16 protein-coding genes and 1 riboswitch are annotated in these 18,945 nt (G+C 65.9%); of the genes, 8 read left to right on the top strand and 8 right to left on the bottom strand.

Translation table 11 applies throughout. The features are described from left to right. Positions 1-4 precede the first annotated feature (4 nt). The 6 genes from ACSFB7_RS20225 to ACSFB7_RS20200 all read right to left on the bottom strand — a co-directional run bounded on the left by ACSFB7_RS20225 (position 5) and on the right by ACSFB7_RS20200 (position 6,117). Complete coding sequence (locus tag ACSFB7_RS20225; RefSeq protein ID WP_435473266.1) at positions 5-568, bottom strand: hypothetical protein; 564 nt, start codon at positions 566-568, stop codon at positions 5-7. A 3-nt stretch (positions 569-571) separates the two neighbouring features. After that, positions 572-763, bottom strand: coding sequence for a hypothetical protein (locus ACSFB7_RS20220; protein WP_435473264.1), 192 nt, complete (start codon positions 761-763; stop codon positions 572-574). A 12-nt stretch (positions 764-775) separates the two neighbouring features. Beyond that, positions 776-2,491 (bottom strand): hypothetical protein, encoded by a 1,716-nt coding sequence (locus ACSFB7_RS20215; protein ID WP_435473262.1) that lies wholly within the window; start codon positions 2,489-2,491, stop codon positions 776-778. A gap of 11 nt (positions 2,492-2,502) precedes the next feature. Next, complete coding sequence (locus ACSFB7_RS20210; protein ID WP_435473260.1) at positions 2,503-2,991, bottom strand: hypothetical protein; 489 nt, start codon at positions 2,989-2,991, stop codon at positions 2,503-2,505. A gap of 117 nt (positions 2,992-3,108) precedes the next feature. Continuing rightward, positions 3,109-5,340 (bottom strand): NADP-dependent isocitrate dehydrogenase, encoded by a 2,232-nt coding sequence (locus tag ACSFB7_RS20205; RefSeq protein WP_435473258.1) that lies wholly within the window; start codon positions 5,338-5,340, stop codon positions 3,109-3,111. A 135-nt stretch (positions 5,341-5,475) separates the two neighbouring features. Continuing rightward, positions 5,476-6,117: an ABC transporter ATP-binding protein gene (locus ACSFB7_RS20200; protein ID WP_435473257.1), complete on the bottom strand. Its 642-nt coding sequence runs from the start codon at positions 6,115-6,117 to the stop codon at positions 5,476-5,478. A gap of 48 nt (positions 6,118-6,165) precedes the next feature. On the opposite strand from ACSFB7_RS20200, the gene ACSFB7_RS20195 reads away from it, so the two are divergent. The 7 genes from ACSFB7_RS20195 to ACSFB7_RS20165 all read left to right on the top strand — a co-directional run bounded on the left by ACSFB7_RS20195 (position 6,166) and on the right by ACSFB7_RS20165 (position 15,320). Then, positions 6,166-6,972: a hypothetical protein gene (locus tag ACSFB7_RS20195; RefSeq protein ID WP_435473255.1), complete on the top strand. Its 807-nt coding sequence runs from the start codon at positions 6,166-6,168 to the stop codon at positions 6,970-6,972. A gap of 141 nt (positions 6,973-7,113) precedes the next feature. Next, a riboswitch (glycine riboswitch) is annotated at positions 7,114-7,238 on the top strand. A 192-nt stretch (positions 7,239-7,430) separates the two neighbouring features. Then, positions 7,431-8,996 (top strand): ABC transporter substrate-binding protein, encoded by a 1,566-nt coding sequence (locus ACSFB7_RS20190; RefSeq protein ID WP_435473253.1) that lies wholly within the window; start codon positions 7,431-7,433, stop codon positions 8,994-8,996. A 25-nt stretch (positions 8,997-9,021) separates the two neighbouring features. Then, the gene (locus tag ACSFB7_RS20185) at positions 9,022-9,963 is read left to right on the top strand and encodes an ABC transporter permease (protein ID WP_435473251.1); all 942 of its coding nucleotides are present in this window, start codon (positions 9,022-9,024) and stop codon (positions 9,961-9,963) included. Between the two features lie 20 nt (positions 9,964-9,983). Beyond that, positions 9,984-10,931 (top strand): ABC transporter permease, encoded by a 948-nt coding sequence (locus tag ACSFB7_RS20180; protein WP_435473249.1) that lies wholly within the window; start codon positions 9,984-9,986, stop codon positions 10,929-10,931. Positions 10,932-10,934: 3 nt separating this feature from the next. Next, positions 10,935-12,554 (top strand): dipeptide ABC transporter ATP-binding protein, encoded by a 1,620-nt coding sequence (locus tag ACSFB7_RS20175; RefSeq protein WP_435473247.1) that lies wholly within the window; start codon positions 10,935-10,937, stop codon positions 12,552-12,554. A gap of 38 nt (positions 12,555-12,592) precedes the next feature. Beyond that, a complete protein-coding gene (locus tag ACSFB7_RS20170) occupies positions 12,593-14,095 on the top strand; it encodes a M81 family metallopeptidase (RefSeq protein ID WP_435473245.1) in 1,503 nt (500 codons plus the stop codon). Positions 14,096-14,168: 73 nt separating this feature from the next. Beyond that, on the top strand, positions 14,169-15,320 hold the full coding sequence (locus tag ACSFB7_RS20165) for a M20 aminoacylase family protein (protein WP_435473408.1): 1,152 nt from the start codon (positions 14,169-14,171) through the stop codon (positions 15,318-15,320). A gap of 19 nt (positions 15,321-15,339) precedes the next feature. Here ACSFB7_RS20165 and ACSFB7_RS20160 read toward each other — a convergent pair whose 3' ends face one another. Continuing rightward, on the bottom strand, positions 15,340-16,671 hold the full coding sequence (locus ACSFB7_RS20160) for a CynX/NimT family MFS transporter (protein ID WP_435473243.1): 1,332 nt from the start codon (positions 16,669-16,671) through the stop codon (positions 15,340-15,342). Further along, on the bottom strand, positions 16,668-17,348 hold the full coding sequence (locus ACSFB7_RS20155) for a FadR/GntR family transcriptional regulator (RefSeq protein ID WP_435473241.1): 681 nt from the start codon (positions 17,346-17,348) through the stop codon (positions 16,668-16,670). Before ACSFB7_RS20155 ends, ACSFB7_RS20160 begins: the two co-directional genes overlap by 4 nt. A 343-nt stretch (positions 17,349-17,691) precedes the next feature. On the opposite strand from ACSFB7_RS20155, the gene ACSFB7_RS20150 reads away from it, so the two are divergent. Then, on the top strand, positions 17,692-18,585 hold the full coding sequence (locus ACSFB7_RS20150; protein ID WP_435473239.1) for a LysR family transcriptional regulator: 894 nt from the start codon (positions 17,692-17,694) through the stop codon (positions 18,583-18,585). Positions 18,586-18,945 lie beyond the last annotated feature (360 nt).

The following is an 18,945-nucleotide window of genomic DNA, read 5'->3' as shown; positions in this document are numbered from 1 at the left end:
CTCTTCAGGTCAGGATGTTTCGCCGCCGTACGGCGGGGGAAGGGAAGGTCGGCGCGGTCAAGGCGGAAGCAGGCGCTACGCCCGGGGCTTGCTGCGCAGGAGGCGAGAGCGTGTCGTAGCGCAGCAGATTGTTGTTCTGGAGCAGCAAGCGCAAGCGTCCGCTGCGGTCTGCCTGGGCCGAGTCTTCAAGCGATTGCTGGGAGCGTTCGGCGAACTTGCGCACCTCGCCCTTGAGATGCGTGCGCAACGTTTCGGCAAAGGCGGGAACCAGCGTCAGTCGATGCAGGAAGAAAAGCGATTGGCGCGCGTTGAGAATTGCCCGCACAACGGTGCCTTCATCCGAGCCGGAACGCAAGTCCCGGGTCAGGTGCTCCGAGCAGCGAGTCAGCCGTGCATTGAACTCGTCGGCCAGGCGCTGCGCGAACAATGGACCCACGCCGCCGCTCCACGAGAGCTGGCCTCTGCCCATGTGTTCAAGGCAAGCCTCATCCTGCGTGCCCGAAGCCAGGCGGTCGAGGCACTGGCTCCACTGCGCGTAGCTTTGAGGCCCCTCGGAAGGCGCGTCCATGAACTACTTGACGCGACGGACGAACGGCGTTGCCGGCAGAAGATCCCATGCGGGCAAAGCACCCGCCAAGGCATCGGGTGCCTCGGTCGGCGAGGGCGGCGCTGCCGGCACGGTCTTCGTCAGGGTGAGGGCCGGGTCGACACCCGGTGCGGTGTCGGAGGGCGCGTCGGTGCCAGAGATGATTGCGCGGCTCATGTGCGGCGTTCCTTAGCTGTTGACCATGACGCGGCGCACCGTGTCATGCGATGAGAGGATGTGCTGTTCGGGGCTGATGCTTTCCAGCAGCGTTGTCACGTCGGCCGACACGGCGTCGCGCTTGGCAATGTCGCGGCGCAGTTCGACCACTTCCGCCATGCAGGCACGCAGGGCCTGGGCAGATTGCTCCTGCAGCGTGGCGAAGTCGGCCTTGATTCTGGCGCGTGCCTTGTCCAACTGGCGATACGCGAGAAACACCCACGTGAGGCAGGCGGCGCCCATCACGAAAGGGATCGGGCCGCTGCCGAAAGCCATGAACACCAGGATCACGCCGAACACAAGGCCTGCCCAATGAAGCGCCTTGAGCTTGACCTGCGCCAGCGTGTCCGCCTCGCGCTTGGCAATGCTCGCTTGCAAGGCGCCGAGCAGTTCGGTCTCGTTGTCGCCTTGGGCGGTGGTGCCTTTCCAGTCCTCGATGACGATGTCGATCTGGGTCGGAATCGCCATCCGTGCCTTGGCTGTGACGTCTGCATGGGCGTCAAGGATCCAGTCGCGCGAGTGGGCAATCGCAAAACGCTGCGTGGCGCGCGTGACGTGCGAGGTCTCCGGGTGCATGGCCGCATTGGTCAGCAACTGGGTGAAGTCCACCTGCTCGTCAAGCGCCGAGCTTTGCAGGTCGTAGCGCTTGCGGGCGGCGTGCTTGTCGCCGTTCTCTTCGATGATGAAGCGGCACAGTTCTTCCTGGCGGCGCAGTGGCAGCTCTTCATCGTCGAAGCGTGTCACGAGCTTGCTCAGCAGATCGTCCACGGCGGTCAGCACGCTTGCGGCGGGTTTGATCTCTCCCTTGAAGATGCCGTCGAAATGCGACAGCACGCACTGGTGCATGGCCACGCCGTTGAGCGCGTCATTGATGGTTTTCCACGAAGGGCTGAAACGCTGCAGATGGCTGTAGCGGCCAGCGTGGTCGTCGGTCGGTGTCTTGGAAACAAGACCCTTGCCCCATTGGACGCGCTGCGCTTCCACGAAGCCTGCCTGCTGGGACAACTCATCGATCCATGCAGTGATGCGCTTGCTGCAATACATGCTCACGTCGGCGCCGAACACGCCGTTGGCCATGGCATCGATCATGACGACCGTCTGGCGGTCGAGGTGATAAGGATCCTGCAAGCCAAAGTAGCGGTCCAGCCAGGTGCGGTTGGCGACCATGCGGCCGGCGCGACGGGCGATGAGGGCGAAGAACAGCGAGGTCTTCTCATCGTCGCGGCGTACCGCCTCGGCCAGCGCGCGCGTTGCCAGATCGCGGTTGTCGCCCAGCCAGGCCGACAGCGCCACCAGCGCAGGCGCCAGCCAGTAGCGCGGGGCTGAAATCATCAGCTCTTCGGTGGCGCTGCGCAGCGTTTCCTTGCGTACCAGCTGGACGTCCGAGGCCTGGAGGATGCCGGTGGCCTGGCGGCGCACCACCCCGTAATAGCCGAAGGTGCTTTCGAGTTCTTGGCGCACCTTGATCTGCCGGGTCTCGGCCAGCGACAGTTCCTTGGCCTTGAGGTCGGATTCCACGAAGTCGGCAAAGGCCTGTTCGAGTCGCGACAACTCGGCGCGCGTCTGGGACAGGTCTTGTCCGACGGATTCGACCTGGCCGGAAACGGTGCTGATGTCGCCGTGCAGGCTGCGCAGTGATCCGAGGATCATGCTCAGATCGGCGAGCTGGATGATGCGTTCTGAACTCATGGGTGCTCTCCTCAAATTTCGATGATGGCGGTCTGCCCGGACGCACTCACGGTGACCAACCGGGTGGAGTACACCTCGATGAAGGCGTAGCTGGGGTGCTGGGCCAGGGATCGGGCGCGCTCCATCAACTGGGGCAAGGCCTCACCTGTCTTGAAGTGATGGATGATGCCGCCGGCGCAATCCAGCGTGTGCACCTCGTAGGGTGGGCCCAGATGGCACTTGGCAACGATGCCCAGAGGCAACGCGTCCACCGATACGTCCGGCAGTTCCTGGCGGATGGCCGCCTGAAGATCCTGGCTGGCTTGGGCGCCGTGGTTATGCGTGCCTGCATCGAGCCGCGTCATGGCTTCGATGTATTGCATGGAGCGCTTCTGGCGCAGTCGTGCCTGAAGCGCCGTGCCGCTCAATGTCGTGCGGCTTTTGCTCTGGATGTCAGCCGTGCGCAGGGACACTTGCGGCGCGGCTTCTGCGGGCTTCACGCCCAGAATGGAACGTGCCATTCCCTCCCCCTCATTTTTTGTCTTTTTACATATGCGCATCGCAACGGCGGCTGGCCTCCTGTCACCAGCCGCCGTTGCGTTCCGTCTCTGGCGCGCCCGCAAGGCGCGCGGCTGCAATCAGCCTTGCGCCAGCGCGGCGTTGAGCGTTGCGCTCGGGCGCATCACCGCCTCGAACTTCTTCGGGTCGGCCAGGTAATAGCCGCCGATGTCCACCGGCTTGCCCTGCACGGCCGCGAGTTCGTCGACGATCTTCTTCTCGTTGGCGCTGAGCGTCTCGGCCAGCTTCTTGAACTTGGCTTGCAGTTCCTTGTCGTCGGTCTGCGCGGCCAGTTCCTGGGCCCAGTACATGGCCAGGTAGAACTGGCTGCCGCGGTTGTCCAACTGACCCGTCTTGGGGGACGGGTTCTTGTTGTTGTCCAGCAGCTTGCCGGTGGCGGTGTCCAGCGTCTTGGCCAGGATCTTGGCTTGCGCGTTGCCGGTCTTCAGGCCCAGGTCTTCCAGGCTGACGGCCAGCGCGAGGAATTCGCCCAGCGAATCCCAGCGCAGGTGGTTTTCTTCCACCAGCTGCTGCACATGCTTGGGGGCCGAGCCGCCCGCGCCGGTTTCGTAGAGGCCGCCGCCGGCCATCAGGGGCACGATCGACAGCATCTTGGCCGAGGTGCCCAGTTCCATGATGGGGAACAGGTCGGTCAGGTAGTCGCGCAGGATGTTGCCGGTGGCGCTGATGGTGTCCAGGCCGCGCACGACGCGCTCCAGCGTGTAGCGCATGGCGCGCACCTGGCTCATGATCTGGATGTCCAGGCCCGAGGTGTTGTGCTCGTGCAGGTACATCTTGACCTTGGTGATCAGCTGCGCTTCGTGCGGGCGGTAGGCGTCGAGCCAGAACACCACCGGCATGCCGGAGTTGCGCGCACGCGTGACGGCCAGCTTGACCCAGTCGCGGATCGCGGCGTCCTTGACCTGGCACATGCGCCAGATGTCGCCCTGCTCGACGTCTTCGCTCATCAGCACTTCGCCGGTGTCCAGGTCGGTGATGTTGGCGACGCCGTCTTCGGCGATCTCGAAGGTCTTGTCGTGCGAGCCGTACTCTTCGGCCTTCTGGGCCATCAGGCCGACGTTGGGCACCGTGCCCATGGTCTTGGGATCGAAGGCGCCGTGCCACTTGCAGAAGTTGATGATCTCCTGGTAGATGCGGGCGAAGGTCGATTCAGGCATCACGGCCTTGACGTCCTTCAGGCGGCCGTCGGCGCCCCACATCTTGCCGCCGTTGCGGATCATCGCGGGCATCGAAGCGTCCACGATCACGTCGTTGGGCGAATGGAAGTTGGTGATGCCCTTGGCCGAGTCGACCATGGCCAGTTCGGGGCGGTGCTCGTGGCAGGCGTGCAGGTCGCGCTTGATCTCGTCCTGCGTGCTCTGGGGCAGCGTGGCGATCTTGTTGTACAGGTCGACCATGCCGTTGTTGACGTTGATGCCCAGCTCGTCGAACAGCTTGCCGTGTTTCTCGAAGGCTTCCTTGTAGAAGATCTTCACGCAGTGGCCGAACACGATGGGGTGCGAGACCTTCATCATGGTGGCCTTGACGTGCAGCGAGAACATCACGCCGGTCTTGTGCGCGTCCTCGATCTCCTTTTCATAGAAGTCCAGCAGCGCCTTCTTGCTCATGAACATCGAGTCGATGACTTCGCGGTCCAGCAGCGCGACCTTGGGCTTGAGCACGATGGTCTTGCCGCTCTTGGTGATCAGCTCCATCTTGACGTTGCGCGCGCGGTCCAGGGTCATGGACTTTTCGCCGTGATAGAAGTCGCCGCCGTGCATGTGCGAGACGTGCGAGCGCGAGGCCTGGCTCCAGTCGGCCATGCTGTGCGGGTTCTTGCGCGCGTATTCCTTCACCGCGTTGGGCGCGCGGCGGTCGGAGTTGCCTTCGCGCAGCACGGGGTTCACCGCGCTGCCGGTGCACTTGTTGTAGCGCGCGCGGATGTCCTTGGCTTCGTCCGTGGTCGGGTTCTCGGGGTAGTCGGGGATCTTGTAGCCCTTGTCCTGCAGTTCCTTGATGGCCGACTTGAGCTGGGACACCGAGGCGCTGATGTTGGGCAGCTTGATGATGTTGGCTTCGGGCTTGAGCGTGAGCTTGCCCAGTTCGGAGAGGTTGTCAGGCACCTTCTGGTCGTCGCCGAGGAATTCGGGGAACTCGCCCAGGATGCGGGCCGCGACGGAGATGTCGCTGGTGGTCACGTCGATGCCGGCCGGGTGGGTGAAGGCGCGGATGATGGGCAAAAACGCGTAGGTCGCCAGCAGGGGCGCCTCGTCGGTCAGGGTGTAGACGATGGTGGGTTGCTTCGAGCTCATGCGCTTGCTTCCGTAATGCTGTGTTGTCGGGTGGCAGGGAGTTCAGGCGGGATCTGACCGCCGGAACCGCCGATTGTCGCCGGGCGCGCGGGTGAGATGGCATTTCACGGCCGGATCACCCCGCGACGGCCTGTGTCAATGCAGTGGCAAGTCGATGGAAGCCGCCAGCGGGACCGTGTCGATGCGCGCGGCGCTGGCGACCAGCACGGCCTGCGCGGTTTGCCCGGAAAAGCCGGCGAGCGTGGCCCACAGGCAGCGGATCGAGGCGGCATCCAGCCCGGCCGTGGGCTCGTCCAGCAGGAGCAGCGGACGCCCCGACGCCAGCCCGGCCGCCATCCAGACCTTGCGCTTCGAACCCGTCGAGAGCATGTACATCTTCTTGTCCAGGTGCGGCGCCAGGGCGAAGCCTTCGACCAGGGCCTGCCATTTTTCTTCGCTGAAATGCGGGTTGCCCTTGTTCAGGGTGGCCGTGCATTCCCGGGGCGTGACCTCGTTGAACCGGTCCGTCGTCGGGTCGACGAAGAACACGTTCTGGCGATAGGCCTCGGGTGCGTTGTCCAGGCGCGCGCCGGCCGCCGTCAACCGGCCGGTGGCGGGCAGCGTCCCCGCGATCACCTGGAGCAGCGCGGACTTGCCGGTGCCGGTGTCGCCGTACAAGAGCGTGACACCCGGGCCGATGGCGGCGTTCCAGCCGGCGGCGAGTGCGGGTTGACCCGGATAGGCGAAGCCGAGGTCCTGGATCTGGAGAAGGGGGAGGGGAGAGGCGGTCGTATTCACGCGCCGGTTTTAACCCATCGGGCTGAGGCGGCTGGCTACCATTCGCGCATGAAAAAACTCCTCACCATCGGCGCCGGCACATGGCTCGTCGCCCTGGGGCTCGCGGGCCCCGCCGTGGCCGCGCCTTCGGCGCAGGTCTTCGTCGCGGTCAAGGCGCCGGAGTCTGTCGATGCCGACTGGCGCGCCCATCTGTGCGCCTTGCTGCCCCAGCCCTGCGACGCCAAGGCGCTGACGCTGCACCGGCCGCGCGGTGGCGCGAGCGACGACTACATGGTCATTTCGGAAAAGCCCCTGGCCATGGCGCGCCTGAAGCGCGACGCCGCCAACGCCACCTGGCAGCTCGATCGCCTGCACGACTTCTCGACCTACGTGGGCTCGCTGCAGCAGGACCGCAAGAGTGGTGACCCCGAGGTGTATCTCACGCTCGCGCCGGCGCTGTATCCGCTGGCCGAAGGCCGATGGGCCGTGGCCGTGACGCAGCGCCAGTCCGAGAGCTATTCGGGCGGTGGTGCTTCGTATGTCACCGCCGATTTCGTGCCGCTCGACACACCCGCCGGGCAGCCGGCCAAGGCCGCGCACGAAGGTATTCCGTACTGGTGCTCGCAGTCGATCCGAGCCTGCTTCAGCGAGAAGGAATACAAGACATCGAAGCACTGCCAGGACGAAAGCCGGGGCAGCCTGCGCATCGCCTACGACGAGCCCGCCAAGGCCGGCGGGCCTTATGTGTGGCGCTACACATGGCTGCAAAGCGACTGGCCCGCGCACACCGGCCCCAGCGCGAACAAGCGCACCACCGTCAGCTTCACCGACGACTCGACCGAGAAGCCCGGCTTCTGCGGCGGCGGTCTGCAGTAGTTTTTTTCGACGTACTACCCAGCCCGAGTGGCACGCAAACTGCTTAGAGAAACTGATCCAGGAGAAATGCCGGCTCGATGCTTCGAGTTAGTGCATTACCGAAGGCGATAGCCCAGAACGCTCAGGTCCCAAGACTGGATTTTTTCTAACGCTGGAGAGCGTTGCCCGGCGCCGTTCAAGGTGCCGAGGGCAGCCGCCGAAGGGGCAAGCCATGTGCGATGTGCGCGCATGGTGAATCTCTCAGGCCAAAGGACAGCAGGGGCACCCCGCGCCAACGCGCGGCGTGTCCTTGTTCGCTTCCGGAGCCTGTGTCCATGACTTCCATCCGAGCGCCTCGCGCGTCCCTGCCATCGGCCTTGCCGTGGCGGTGGCCCGCGCGTGGCCGAAGCCTTTTCACGTTCACACCTTCCCCATTTCTTTCACCGGAGAACTGAAGCATGCTGTCTAGAAAATCCCTGATGACAACGATCCTTGCGGGCGCGCTGTTCGCCGCCGCTTCGGCGAGCAGCTTCGCGCAGGACGCGGGCAAGGTGCTGCGCCTGGTGCCGCAGTCCGACCTGAAGATCCTCGACCCGATCTGGACCACCGCCTTCGTCACGCGCAACCACGGCTACATGGTCTACGACACGCTCTTCGGCGTGGACGAACGCGGCAAGGTGCTCCCGCAGATGGTCGACAAGTACACCACCAGCGCCGACGGCAAGACCTGGAACTTCACGCTGCGCAAGGGCCTCGCCTTCCATGACGGCAAGCCGGTCACCTCCGACGACGTGCTCGCCTCGCTCAAGCGATGGGGCCAGCGCGACGGCCTGGGCCAGAAGATGTTCGCCGCCATGGACAAGACCGAGGCGGTCGATGCCAACAGCTTCAGGTTCGTCTTCAAGGAGCCCTTCGGCATGGTGCTCGATGCGCTGAGCAAGCCTTCGTCGAACCCGCCCTTCATCATGCCGGCGCGCGTGGCCGCCACGCCGGCCGACAAGCAGATCGACGACGCCACCGGCTCCGGCCCCTACATCTTCAAGAAGGACGAATACCGCCCCGGCGAAAAGATCGTCTACCTGAAGAACACCAAATACGTGCCGCGCGCCGAGGCGCCTTCCGGCACGGCCGGCGGCAAGAACGTGTACGTCGATCGCATGGAATGGATCGTCCTGAAGGACGCACAGACCCAGGCCAATGCGCTGGCCAACGGCGAGGTCGACATGATCGAGTGGGTGCCGTCCGAGCAGTACACCGCGCTCAAGAACAACCCCGCCATCACGCTCGACAGCCCCGTGTCGAAGGGCTCGTTCGCGCTGCACCTGAACCACCTGATCCCGCCTTTCGACAACCCGAAGATCGCGCAGGCCGCCTTCATGGCCATCAACCAGGAGGCGCTGATGCGCGCCCAGCTCGTGCACAAGGAGCTGTACAACAGCTGCGCTTCCATCTACCCCTGCGGCTCGGCCTTCGCGTCCGACAAGACCGGCTACTTCACCGGCAAGCCGCAGTTCGAGAAAGCCAAGGCGCTGCTCAAGGAAGCGGGCTATGACGGCAAGCCCGTGGTGCTGATGTACCCGGCCGACTTCGCGGTGCTCAACAAGTTTCCGCCGGTGATGGCGCAACTGCTCAAGCAGGCCGGCTTCAACGTCGACATGCAGTCGATGGACTGGCCCACGCTGGTCACGCGCCGCGCCAAGAAAGACCCGGTGGCCAATGGCGGCTGGAACCTCTTCATCACCGGCTGGGGCATTGCCGACAACATGAACCCGATGTTCTTCGCGCCGCTCACGGGCAATGGCGAAAAAGGCTGGTTCGGCTGGGCCACCGACGACAAGCTGGAGCAGCTCAAGTCCGACTTCCTCGCCAGCAGTGAGGAACCCAAGCGCAAGGAACTGGCCACCGCCATCCAGCAGCGCGTGTACGACACCGGCATCTACGCGCCCATCGGCGAATACAAGCCGCTCACGGCCTACCGCAAGGGCGTGGTGAGCGGCGTGGTGCGTTCGCCGGTGGCCGTGTTCTGGAACCTGAAGAAGAACTGACGCGGCTCGAATCAGGGAGTCACCCATGCTGCTCTTTCTTGCACGCCGCATTCTCTCGACCGTGCCGGTGCTCGTCATCGTCGCGCTCATCGTGTTCCTGATGCTGCGGCTCGCGCCCGGCGACCCGGCCGCCGCCATCGTGGGCGACAGCGGCACCAGCGAGAACATCGCCCGGGTGCGCGAGCAGCTGGGGCTCAACCAGTCGCTGCCGGTGCAGTTCTTCCACTGGAGCGCGCAACTGCTGCAGGGCAACCTGGGCGAGTCGTACTTCATGAAGAAGACGGTGGTGGAGCTGATCGGCCAGCGCATCGAGGCCACGGTGTCGCTCGCGGCCGTGACGCTGGTGGCGACCATCCTCATCGCGGTGCCGCTCGGCGTGATCGCCGCATGGCGCCACGGCGGCTGGCTCGACCGCATGCTCATGGGCTTCTCGGTCATGGGCTTTTCGATACCCGCGTTCGTGATCGGCTACGTGCTCATCTGGATCTTCGCGCTGCACCTGCAGTGGCTGCCGGTGCAGGGCTACCAGCGGCTGAGCCAGGGGCCCTGGCTGTGGATCAAGCACCTGATCCTGCCGTCGGTCACGCTGTCGATCATCTACGTGGCGCTGATCGCGCGCGTCACGCGCGCGGCTGTGGCCGAGGCGATGACCGAGGACTACATCCGCACCGCGCGCGCCAAGGGCATCTCCGAGACGCGGCTGCTGATGCGCCACGCGCTCGCCAACGCGGCCATTCCCATCGTCACGGTCATTGGCATCGGCATCGCGTTGCTGATCGGCGGCGTGGTGGTCACCGAAACGGTGTTCGCCATTCCGGGGCTCGGGCAGCTCACGGTCGATGCGGTGCTGTCGCGCGACTTTCCGCTGATCCAGGGCATCACGCTGTTCTTTTCCGTCATCTATGTGCTCATCAATCTGCTGATCGATGTGAGCTACCTGGTGTTCGACCCCCGCATCCGCTACTGAACGACGTGAACGGAAACACCATGACCGATTCGACCCTTCCCCTTGCCGCGGCGCCAGACATCGCCATCGAAGCGCTCGCGCCACCGCAACGGCGCTCGCTGTTCAAGCGCATCCTGGCCGACTGGTCGGTGCGCGCGGGCGGCAGCGTGTTGCTGCTGCTCGTGCTGATGTCGCTGGCCGCGCCGTGGCTCGGCACCATCGACCCGACGGCCATCGACCCCGGCAGCGGCAACCTCATGCCCGGCACGCGCGGCGAGTTCAACAGCCTGGCCGGCGACACCTTCGAGCACCTGTTCGTGATGGGCACCGACAGCCTCGGGCGCGACATCTGGAGCCGCACGCTGTATGGCGCGCGCGTGTCGCTCACGGTGGGCATTGCCGTGGCCGCGCTCGCCATGGTGTTCGGCATGCTCGTGGGCCTGCTGGGCGGCTACTTCCGGCGCATCGACGGCGTGATCATGCGGCTGATGGACGGCGTCATGGCCATCCCCGGCATCCTGTTCGCGATCAGCCTCGTGGCGCTGTTCGGCGGCACGCTGCTCACCGTGGTGGTGGCCATCGCGGTGCCCGAGATTCCGCGCGTGGCGCGGCTGGTGCGCTCGGTGGTGCTCACGGTGCGCGAAGAGCCGTATGTGGAAGCCGCGATTGCGCTCGACACGCCGACCTGGAAGATCCTCGTGCGGCACATCCTGCCGAATGCGATTGCGCCGCTGATCATCCAGGCCACCTATGTGTGCGCCTCGGCGATCCTGGTGGAGGCCATCCTGTCCTTCCTCGGCGTGGGCCTGCCGGCGGACATGGCGACCTGGGGAAACATCATGGCGGAGGGCCGCGCGCAGTTCAACCAGTACCCGCACAACGTGCTGTTTCCGGGCATCTTCCTGGCGCTCACGGTGCTGGCCGTGAACATCCTGGGCGACGGGCTGCGCGACACGCTCGACCCCAAGTTCAACAAGCGCGGAGGCTGAGCCATGACGCCACAAGCCCCCGTGCTTTCCGTGCGCGACCTCGCCATCGCATTGCCGCGCGGCGGCGACCGGCCGCATGCGGTCGACAAGGTTTCCTTCGACGTGCCACCCGGCAAGATCGTCTGCCTGCTCGGCGAATCGGGCTCGGGCAAGTCGGTCATTGCCAATGCGGTGATGGGCCTGCTGCCATCGGGCCTCGTGCCGGTGCGCGGCACCATCGAATTGCAGGACGAGAACCTGCTCGCCGCGCCGGCCTCGCGCCTGCGCCAGTTGCGCGGCCCGTCGATGGCGATGGTGTTCCAGGAGCCGATGACCGCGCTCAACCCCGTCATGACCTGCGGCGCGCAGATCGACGAAATGCTGGCGCAGCACGTGCACATGGGCGCGGCCGAGCGGCGGCAGAAGATCCTGGCGATCATGGCGCGCGTGCGGCTGCCGGAGCCCGAGCGCATCTTCGCGTCGTACCCGCACCAGCTCTCGGGCGGGCAGCGCCAGCGCATCGTGATCGCGATGGCGCTGATCCTCAAGCCCGCGCTGCTGATCTGCGACGAGCCGACCACCGCGCTCGACGTGACGACGCAGGCCGAGATCCTCAAGCTCATCCTCGAGCTGCAGACCGAGAACGGCACGGCCGTGCTCTTCATCACGCACGATTTCGGCGTGGTGGCAGAGATTGCCGACGAGGTGGTGGTGCTGCAGCTCGGCGCCATGATCGAGAAGGGCGACAAGATGGCGGTGCTCACGGCGCCGCGCGAGCCCTACACAAAGATGCTGCTCGATGCGGTGCCCGAGCTGTGCGCGCACAAGCGCCCGCCGGTCGCGGATGCCTACCCGCTGCTCAACGCCGTGAACATCTGCAAGACCTACGTCACGGGCGCATGGCCCGGCAAGCGCCGCACGGTGAAGGCGGCGCGCGACGTTTCGCTGGCGGTGCGGCCCGGCGAAACCGTGGGCATCGTGGGCGAATCGGGCTCGGGCAAGTCGACGGTGGCGCGCTGCATCGCGCGGCTGATCGACCCGACCTCGGGCGACATCTTTGCCGATGGCCGCTCGGTGGCGCATGCCAGGGGGCGCGCGCTGTCGCCGTTTCGCCGCACGGTGCAGGTGATCTTTCAAGACCCGTACCGCTCGCTCAATCCGAGGCAGACCGTGGGCGCGTCCATCGTCGAAGGGCCGGTCAACTTCGGCATGCCGCACGACAAGGCCTGGGCGCGCGCCGAAGAGCTGATGCGGCTGGTGCGGCTGTCGCCCGACGCGTTGCGCCGCTACCCGAGCGAATTCTCGGGCGGGCAGCGCCAGCGCATCTCGATTGCGCGCGCACTGGCCTGCGACCCGCAGGTGCTGATTGCCGACGAGGCCGTGTCGGCGCTCGACGTGTCGGTGCAGGCGCAGATCCTGCGGCTGCTCGACGAGATTCAGCAGCGGCTGAAGATCGGCATTCTCTTCATCACCCACGACCTGCGCGTGGCCAGTCAGATCTGCGACAGCGTGATCGTGATGAGCCAGGGTGAAATCGTCGAGCGCGGCGAAGTGCGCGACGTGTTCTTCGCACCCCAACACGAATACACGCGCAAACTGCTGGCTGCCGCGCCCGGTCGCGACTTCGCCTTTGCGCGCAGCTGAAATTTCTTCGTTCCCACGCCAATGAAAAAAAGGATGCCATGAAAGTCTTCATCGCCGGTTTCCAGCACGAGACCAACACCTTCGCGCCCAGCAAGGCCGATTGGGCCGCGTTCAACGCGGGCTCGAGCTTTCCGCCGTACCGGCGCGGTGCCGCCATCGTCGAGGCCTACGCGGGCAGGAACATTCCCGTCGGCGGCTTCATCGACGCGGCGCGCGAGAAGGGCTGGTCGCTGGTGCCCTCGGCCTGGGCCGGCGCCACGCCCTCGGCGCACGTGACCGAAGACGCCTTCGAGCGCATCTCGGCCGCCATCATCGAAGACCTGGCCGCCGCGCTGGCCGACGGCGGCATCGACGCGGTCTACCTCGACCTGCACGGCGCGGCCGTGACCGAGCACCTGGAAGACCCCGAAGGCGAACTGATCGCGCGCATCCGCATGCACGTCGGGCCCGACGTGCCCATCGTCGCGAGCCTGGACCTGCACGGCAACATCACCGCACAGATGCTGGCCGAGGCCGATGCGCTGGCCACCTACCGCACCTACCCGCACATCGACATGGCCGACACCGGCCGGCTCGCCGCGACGCTGCTGGAGCGCCGCGTGGCGCGCGGTTCGCGCGAGCCGCTGCATGCGCGGCGGCTCAGCTTCCTGCTGCCGCTGAACGTGCAGTCGACCATGATCGAGCCGGCCGCATCGGTGTACGGACTGTTGAAGGAACTCGACGCGCAGCACGACGCGGTGCTGAGCTTTGCCACCGGCTTTCCGGCCGCCGACATTGCCGAGTGCGGCCCGGTGGTGTGGGGCTATGGCGATGACGCCGGCGCGGCCGTGGCCACGCTGTATGAGCGCATCGACCAGCCGCGCTCGCAATGGCGGCTCGACGTGCTGGCGCCGCGCGTGGCGGTGGCACGGGCGCTGGAACTGGCGGAGGGTGCTAGCCGCCCGGTCGTCATTGCCGACACGCAGGACAACCCCGGCGCGGGCGCCGACAGCAACACCACCGGCATGCTGCATGCGCTGCTGGCCGAAGGCGCGGGCAAGCGCTTTCCGGGGAAGGTGGCGCTGGGGCTGATGTTCGACCCGGCCGCCGCGGCCGCCGCGCATGAAGCCGGCGTGGGCGCGCAGATCCGCATCGCGCTCGGCACCTCGGTGCCCACCTGGGGCGGCCAGTTCAGCGACGCGCCGGTCGAAGGCCTGTTCACCGTGACCGCGCTCAGCGACGGGCAGGTGCAGGGCAAGGGGCCGATGTCGCGCGGCGGCGTGGTGTCGCTCGGCCCGAGCGCCTGCCTGGAGATCGACGGTGTGCGGATCGCCGTGGCCAGCGGCAAGAGCCAGATGCTCGACCGCGAGTTCTTCCGCTACCTGGGCATCGAGCCCGAGGCGATGAAGCTGCTGGTCAACAAAAGCTCGGTGCACTTTCGCGCCGACTTCGCGCCCATTGCCAGCAGCATCCTGGTCGCCAAGGCGCCGGGCCCGATGGCCGCCGATCCGGCCGACCTGCCTTGGACGCGGCTGCCCGCCACGATGGCGCTGCAACCCTGATTGATCGACAGATTCTTCCCCTCCCACCTCAGAGAACACGATGCCGCAGAACGCACAGCACTATCTTGAGTACATGAGAAAGAACGCCGCTGAGTTCGTCACGGTGCGCCAGCAGATCCACCAGAACCCCGAGCTTGGCTTCGAAGAGTTCGGCACCAGCGACCTGGTGGCCGAGCGCCTTGCGGCCTGGGGCTACGAGGTCGAGCGCGGGCTCGGCGTGACGGGCCTGGTCGGGCGCCTGAAGCGCGGCGGCGGAACGCGCGCCATCGGCATCCGCGCCGACATGGACGCGCTGCCCATCGAAGAGAAAACCGGCCTGGCCTACCGCAGCGGAAGGCCCGGCATCATGCACGCCTGCGGCCACGACGGCCACACCGCGATGCTGCTGGGCGCCGCCAAGTACCTTGCGCAGCACGGCGAGTTCTCGGGCACGCTCAACCTGATCTTCCAGCCGGCCGAAGAGGGCATGGGCGGGGCAGTGAAGATGATCGAAGACGGCCTGTTCGAGAAGTACCCCTGCGACGCGGTCTACGCCATGCACAACTCGCCGGGGCGGCGGCAGGGCGATCTCGTCTTTCGCGAAGGCGCGGCCATGGCCTCGTCGGACTACGCCACCGTCACGCTCACCGGCGTGGGCGGGCACGGCGCCATGCCGCACCGCTCGGCCGATCCGATCGTGGCCGCGTCGAGCATCGTGATGGCGCTGCAGACCATCGTCTCGCGCAACGCCGATCCGCAGGAGATGGCCATCGTCACCGTCGGCGCCATCCATGCCGGCAAGGCGAACAACGTGATTCCCGAGACCTGCGTGCTGGAGATCAGCGTGCGCTCGCTCAATCGCGAGATGCGCGAGCTGCTCGAAAAACGCCTGAAGGCCATCGTGAACGCGCAGGCCGATAGCTTCGGCGTGAAGGCGCATATCGACTACCGCAAGGGTTATGCGGTGCTGGTGAACACGCCCGAAGAAACCGAGTTCGCGCGGCGCATCGGCCGCGAGCTGGTGGGCACCGAGCATGTGGAGCCGCAGGGCCCGGCCGTGACCGGCAGCGAAGACTTCGCGTTCATGCTGGAGAAAAGGCCCGGCTGTTATCTCTTCATCGGCAACGGCGCGCCGGGCCAGCACGGCGGTTGCATGGTGCACAACCCCGGCTACGACTTCAACGACAGCAACCTGCCGATCGGCGCGGCCTACTGGGCGCTGCTCGCGGAAAGCTACCTGCAGTAGGCGCGTCGTGGCGAGGTGCTCAGTGCCTGGGCACCGTCACCGCGCCCACATGCCGCGTGCGCCCCGCGCCGAGGCCCGCGATCACCAGCGCGATGCCCAGCCCGACGAAGAGCCAGGCCGATGCGCGGAAGCTGCCGGTCCATCCGTGCAGCAGGCCGGCCACCAGCGGGCCGAAGGCCGCCACCATGTAGCCCACGCCCTGTGCCATGCCCGACAGGTGCGCGGCCACATGCGAATCGGGTGAGCGCAGCACGATCATCGTGAGGGCCAGCGCGAAGGTGCCGCCCTGCGCAATGCCGAGCATCACAGCCCAGAACCACACGCCGCCCAGCGGCGCGAACAGCATCGCCAGCATGGCCGTGACCGTGAGCATGGCCAGCACCACGCCAAGGCCGCGCTGGTTGCGCAGCTTCACGGCGAGCGCCGGCACCACGAGGCAGGTCACCACCTGCGTCATGACCGACAGCGACACCACGTAGCCGGCGGTCTCGCTGCCGAGCCCGCGCTCGCGCAGGATCGGCGCGAGCCAGCCCATCACGATGTAGGCCAGGGCCGATTGCAGTCCCATGAAGAACGTGACCTGCCACGCCAGCTTGTCGCGCCAGAGCCCGCGCACGGTAAAGCCCGACTCGCTCGCCACCGGCTTCAGCGGCAGCGCCTGCGGCGCCCAGATCAGCGTGACCAGCGCGGCCGGCAGCGCCCACATCGCAAGCGCCATCGTCCAGCCGCCACCCAATGCATGTTCGATCGGCACCGTCAGGCCCGCCGCGCTGGCGGCGCCGCCGCACACGGCCATGGTGTACAGGCCCATCATCAGCGCCGCCTGCTTGGCGAAGTCGCGCTTGACCAGCCCCGACAGCAGCACGTTCGACACCGCGATGCCGCTGCCCGCGATGGCCGAGGCCAGGAACAGCAGCGGGATGTTGCCGGTGCCGCGCAGCACCGTGCCCAGAAGAATCAGCACCATGCAGCCGAGCAGCGTGCGCTCGGTGCCGAAGCGGCGACCCAGCCACGGCGCGAGCGGTGCGAACACGCCCAGGCAGACGATCGGCAAGGTGGTCAACAAGCTCGCGGCAGTGGCCGAGAGGCCGGTGGCCTTGATGATTTCCGGCAGCACCACCGACAGGCTGGCAAACACCGGTCGCAGGTTGAACGCGATCAGCACCACGCTGGCGCCGAGCAGGATGCGTCGGCCGGTGCTCGGCGTGGGCGTGGGACGCGGCGGGGGCTGGCTGTCGACCTCGGCGTCGATCAGCAGTTCTTCGGTGGTGCCCGGGGGCGTGGGGTGCGCGGGCTGGGTGCGTTGCTGCCTCGATGCCGAGCCGGGAGCGAGCGTGATCGACGAACTCATGCGTTGCCCAGCGACAGCGCGTTGATCATCGGCGCCATGAAGGCGCGCACCGCGGCGGCGGCGGTGTCGGGGTCGCCGCTGGCAATGCCTTCGACGATGGAGCGGTGCGCGGCCTCGTCTGGCTCGGGCAGGCTGCTGGCCATCGTGCTGGCGATGGTTTCCTTGATGTAGCCGGTGACGAAGCGGCAGGTCTCGGCCAGCGCGAGGTTGCCCGACACATCGACGATGGCCAGGTGAAAGGCGAGGTCGCGCTCGATGAAAGCGGCACCGTTGTCACCCGCATCGGGCACGCCGCGCTTGTCGAGCAAGGTGTTCAGCCGGCGCAGGTCCTTCGCCGTGTGGCGCACCGCGGCCAGCCGGGCGGCTTCGACTTCGAGCGCGCGGCGCACCTCGAACTGGTCGCGCAGGCTGGCGCGGCGCATCTTCTGCAGGCTGGACGAGGGATCGAAGCCCGAGCGCACATAGGTGCCCGAACCCTGGCGCACTTCGAGCAGGCCGCGCGACACCAGCGTCTTGACGGCTTCGCGCACCGTGCCGCGGCTCACGCCCAGCAGCAGCGCAAGCTGCGGCTCGATCGGGATGCGGCTGCCAACCGCCCAGCGGCCGGCGGAAATTTCGGTGCGGATGCTGTTGGCGGCGGAGTCCGCCAGGGAGGTGCGAGGCGCTTGGGCAAGCATCAGGTGAGCCTATTCATTCAATGATTGGACGAATTTTGACGCCAAAGCAAAGTCCGCGATGCACGCGCGGTGGTTGCCACCCCACGGCCCCTGCCAAGGTTCTGCACCCTTGTTCGCAGGATTCTGCAAGGTGGATTCGCAGATTTATAGCCAAACAGTGAACTTTTCCCGGCATTTGGGAAACGTTGCACCAATTGTTACCAATCATCAACTCGATGGCTGAGAATGAAACTAAAGGTCACTTATGAATCAGTAGGTTGCCTTTGGTCCTGCATTGTGGCCCTGCGCCCCAGCTCGCAGGCGCGTTCAGGGAGAAAACAAAAACGGATCTCGCCGGGCTGAAATGAAGGATTTTTCTTTGTCGGACGTGCGGCTTTTCACGAAAGCCGCCCAGCTTGGAGGATTGACTCCCGCTGCCGACGTACTCAACGTGCCCAAGGCCTCCGCGTCGCGCCAGCTCCAGAGGCTGGAAGCCACGGTGGGGCACCTGCTGTTACATCGCGGCTCCGCCCGCTTCGCACTGACGGAAGAAGGCCGGGAATTTCTGGTGGCGGCCCAGCACGTGCTGACCATCCTGGACGACGTCATGCTGAACCTGTCCTCGGGCGGCGGCAGCGTGAACGGGCGGCTGCGCATCGCCGTGCCTCATTACTACGGCCGGGAACTGCTGATGAGCCACCTGCCGGCTTTCATGACGGCCTACCCGCAACTGGAAGTGGTGGTCGAGACCGGCAAGGACCGCGCGGACCTGTTCCGCGACGAGGCCGACCTGGCCATCCGGCGCGGCCGCGAAGGCTGCGACGAACTGGTCGCGCGCCACCTGAAGCACGAGCCGCTGACGCTGTGCGCCGCGCCGGCCTACCTGGCGCCGTTTCCGCGCATCGAGAACCTGTCGGACCTGGCCTCGCACTTCTTCCTGACCACCGATGCCGAGGGGCGCAAGCGCGAAATCAGCCTGGCGACTGTTGAAAAGACCCATCGGGTGCGGGTGGAAAGCGTATTCCAGTCGGACGATCTTGAATTGATCCTGCAATTGGCCCTGTCGGGCCGGGGCATTGCATTGGTTCCCGTATCGCTGGCCCGGGTGCAGATTGGAAACGGCCTGCTGGTGCCGGTGCTGCCATCTCTTAATTTGAAACCGCAGGAAATCAACCTGGTTTATTTGCCGTCTCGAAGGAATTCCCCAAAGATCAAGACATTCGTGGATTACGTGCTCAGTATTTTCAAATCATCCTGAACCCACCAACGGCCATCGACTGTCAAGTGTCGAGCGGCCCGTATTTCCCGTTTTTCTGAATCTCGCTGCAAGAAACGCAGCGGGAGCACCCCTGCCCGGATCTTTGCCGCCGTCGCGCGACAGAGGGAAGAGGCGCGTTTGAAGCCGCCGGTTGTCGAAACCGGAACCTTAATTCCGAATCGTGGGTTGTCGGATCTGAGGGGTGCAAAACGGCGCTTTCGAATATACATTCCGTCACTCCAAAAATAAAAGTTAACAAATGTTGACGGGACCCTGACTGCGACTGAGAAATCGCAGCAGGCCGGCAACCAGCGCCTGCTTCGGAGCCATTCGAGCGCAAGCGACTGCCGTTCTCTCCAA

The organism is Variovorax raffinosi (assembly GCF_051216615.1).
Lineage (GTDB): Bacteria > Pseudomonadota > Gammaproteobacteria > Burkholderiales > Burkholderiaceae_C > Variovorax.
The sequence above is the reverse complement of the archived record's forward strand: the minus strand, read 5'-3'. Positions and strand labels throughout refer to the sequence as shown.

Coding starts and splice junctions, on each gene's coding strand:
- ACSFB7_RS20170 (WP_435473245.1), top strand. CDS start 12,593: ATGAAAGTCTTCATCGCCGGTTTCCAGCACGAGACCAACACCTTCGCG.
- ACSFB7_RS20155 (WP_435473241.1), bottom strand. CDS start 17,348: ATGCTTGCCCAAGCGCCTCGCACCTCCCTGGCGGACTCCGCCGCCAAC.
- ACSFB7_RS20210 (WP_435473260.1), bottom strand. CDS start 2,991: ATGGCACGTTCCATTCTGGGCGTGAAGCCCGCAGAAGCCGCGCCGCAA.
- ACSFB7_RS20215 (WP_435473262.1), bottom strand. CDS start 2,491: ATGAGTTCAGAACGCATCATCCAGCTCGCCGATCTGAGCATGATCCTC.
- ACSFB7_RS20205 (WP_435473258.1), bottom strand. CDS start 5,340: ATGAGCTCGAAGCAACCCACCATCGTCTACACCCTGACCGACGAGGCG.
- ACSFB7_RS20180 (WP_435473249.1), top strand. CDS start 9,984: ATGACCGATTCGACCCTTCCCCTTGCCGCGGCGCCAGACATCGCCATC.
- ACSFB7_RS20190 (WP_435473253.1), top strand. CDS start 7,431: ATGACAACGATCCTTGCGGGCGCGCTGTTCGCCGCCGCTTCGGCGAGC.
- ACSFB7_RS20160 (WP_435473243.1), bottom strand. CDS start 16,671: ATGAGTTCGTCGATCACGCTCGCTCCCGGCTCGGCATCGAGGCAGCAA.
- ACSFB7_RS20185 (WP_435473251.1), top strand. CDS start 9,022: ATGCTGCTCTTTCTTGCACGCCGCATTCTCTCGACCGTGCCGGTGCTC.
- ACSFB7_RS20195 (WP_435473255.1), top strand. CDS start 6,166: ATGAAAAAACTCCTCACCATCGGCGCCGGCACATGGCTCGTCGCCCTG.
- ACSFB7_RS20225 (WP_435473266.1), bottom strand. CDS start 568: ATGGACGCGCCTTCCGAGGGGCCTCAAAGCTACGCGCAGTGGAGCCAG.
- ACSFB7_RS20175 (WP_435473247.1), top strand. CDS start 10,935: ATGACGCCACAAGCCCCCGTGCTTTCCGTGCGCGACCTCGCCATCGCA.
- ACSFB7_RS20165 (WP_435473408.1), top strand. CDS start 14,169: ATGAGAAAGAACGCCGCTGAGTTCGTCACGGTGCGCCAGCAGATCCAC.
- ACSFB7_RS20220 (WP_435473264.1), bottom strand. CDS start 763: ATGAGCCGCGCAATCATCTCTGGCACCGACGCGCCCTCCGACACCGCA.
- ACSFB7_RS20150 (WP_435473239.1), top strand. CDS start 17,692: ATGAAGGATTTTTCTTTGTCGGACGTGCGGCTTTTCACGAAAGCCGCC.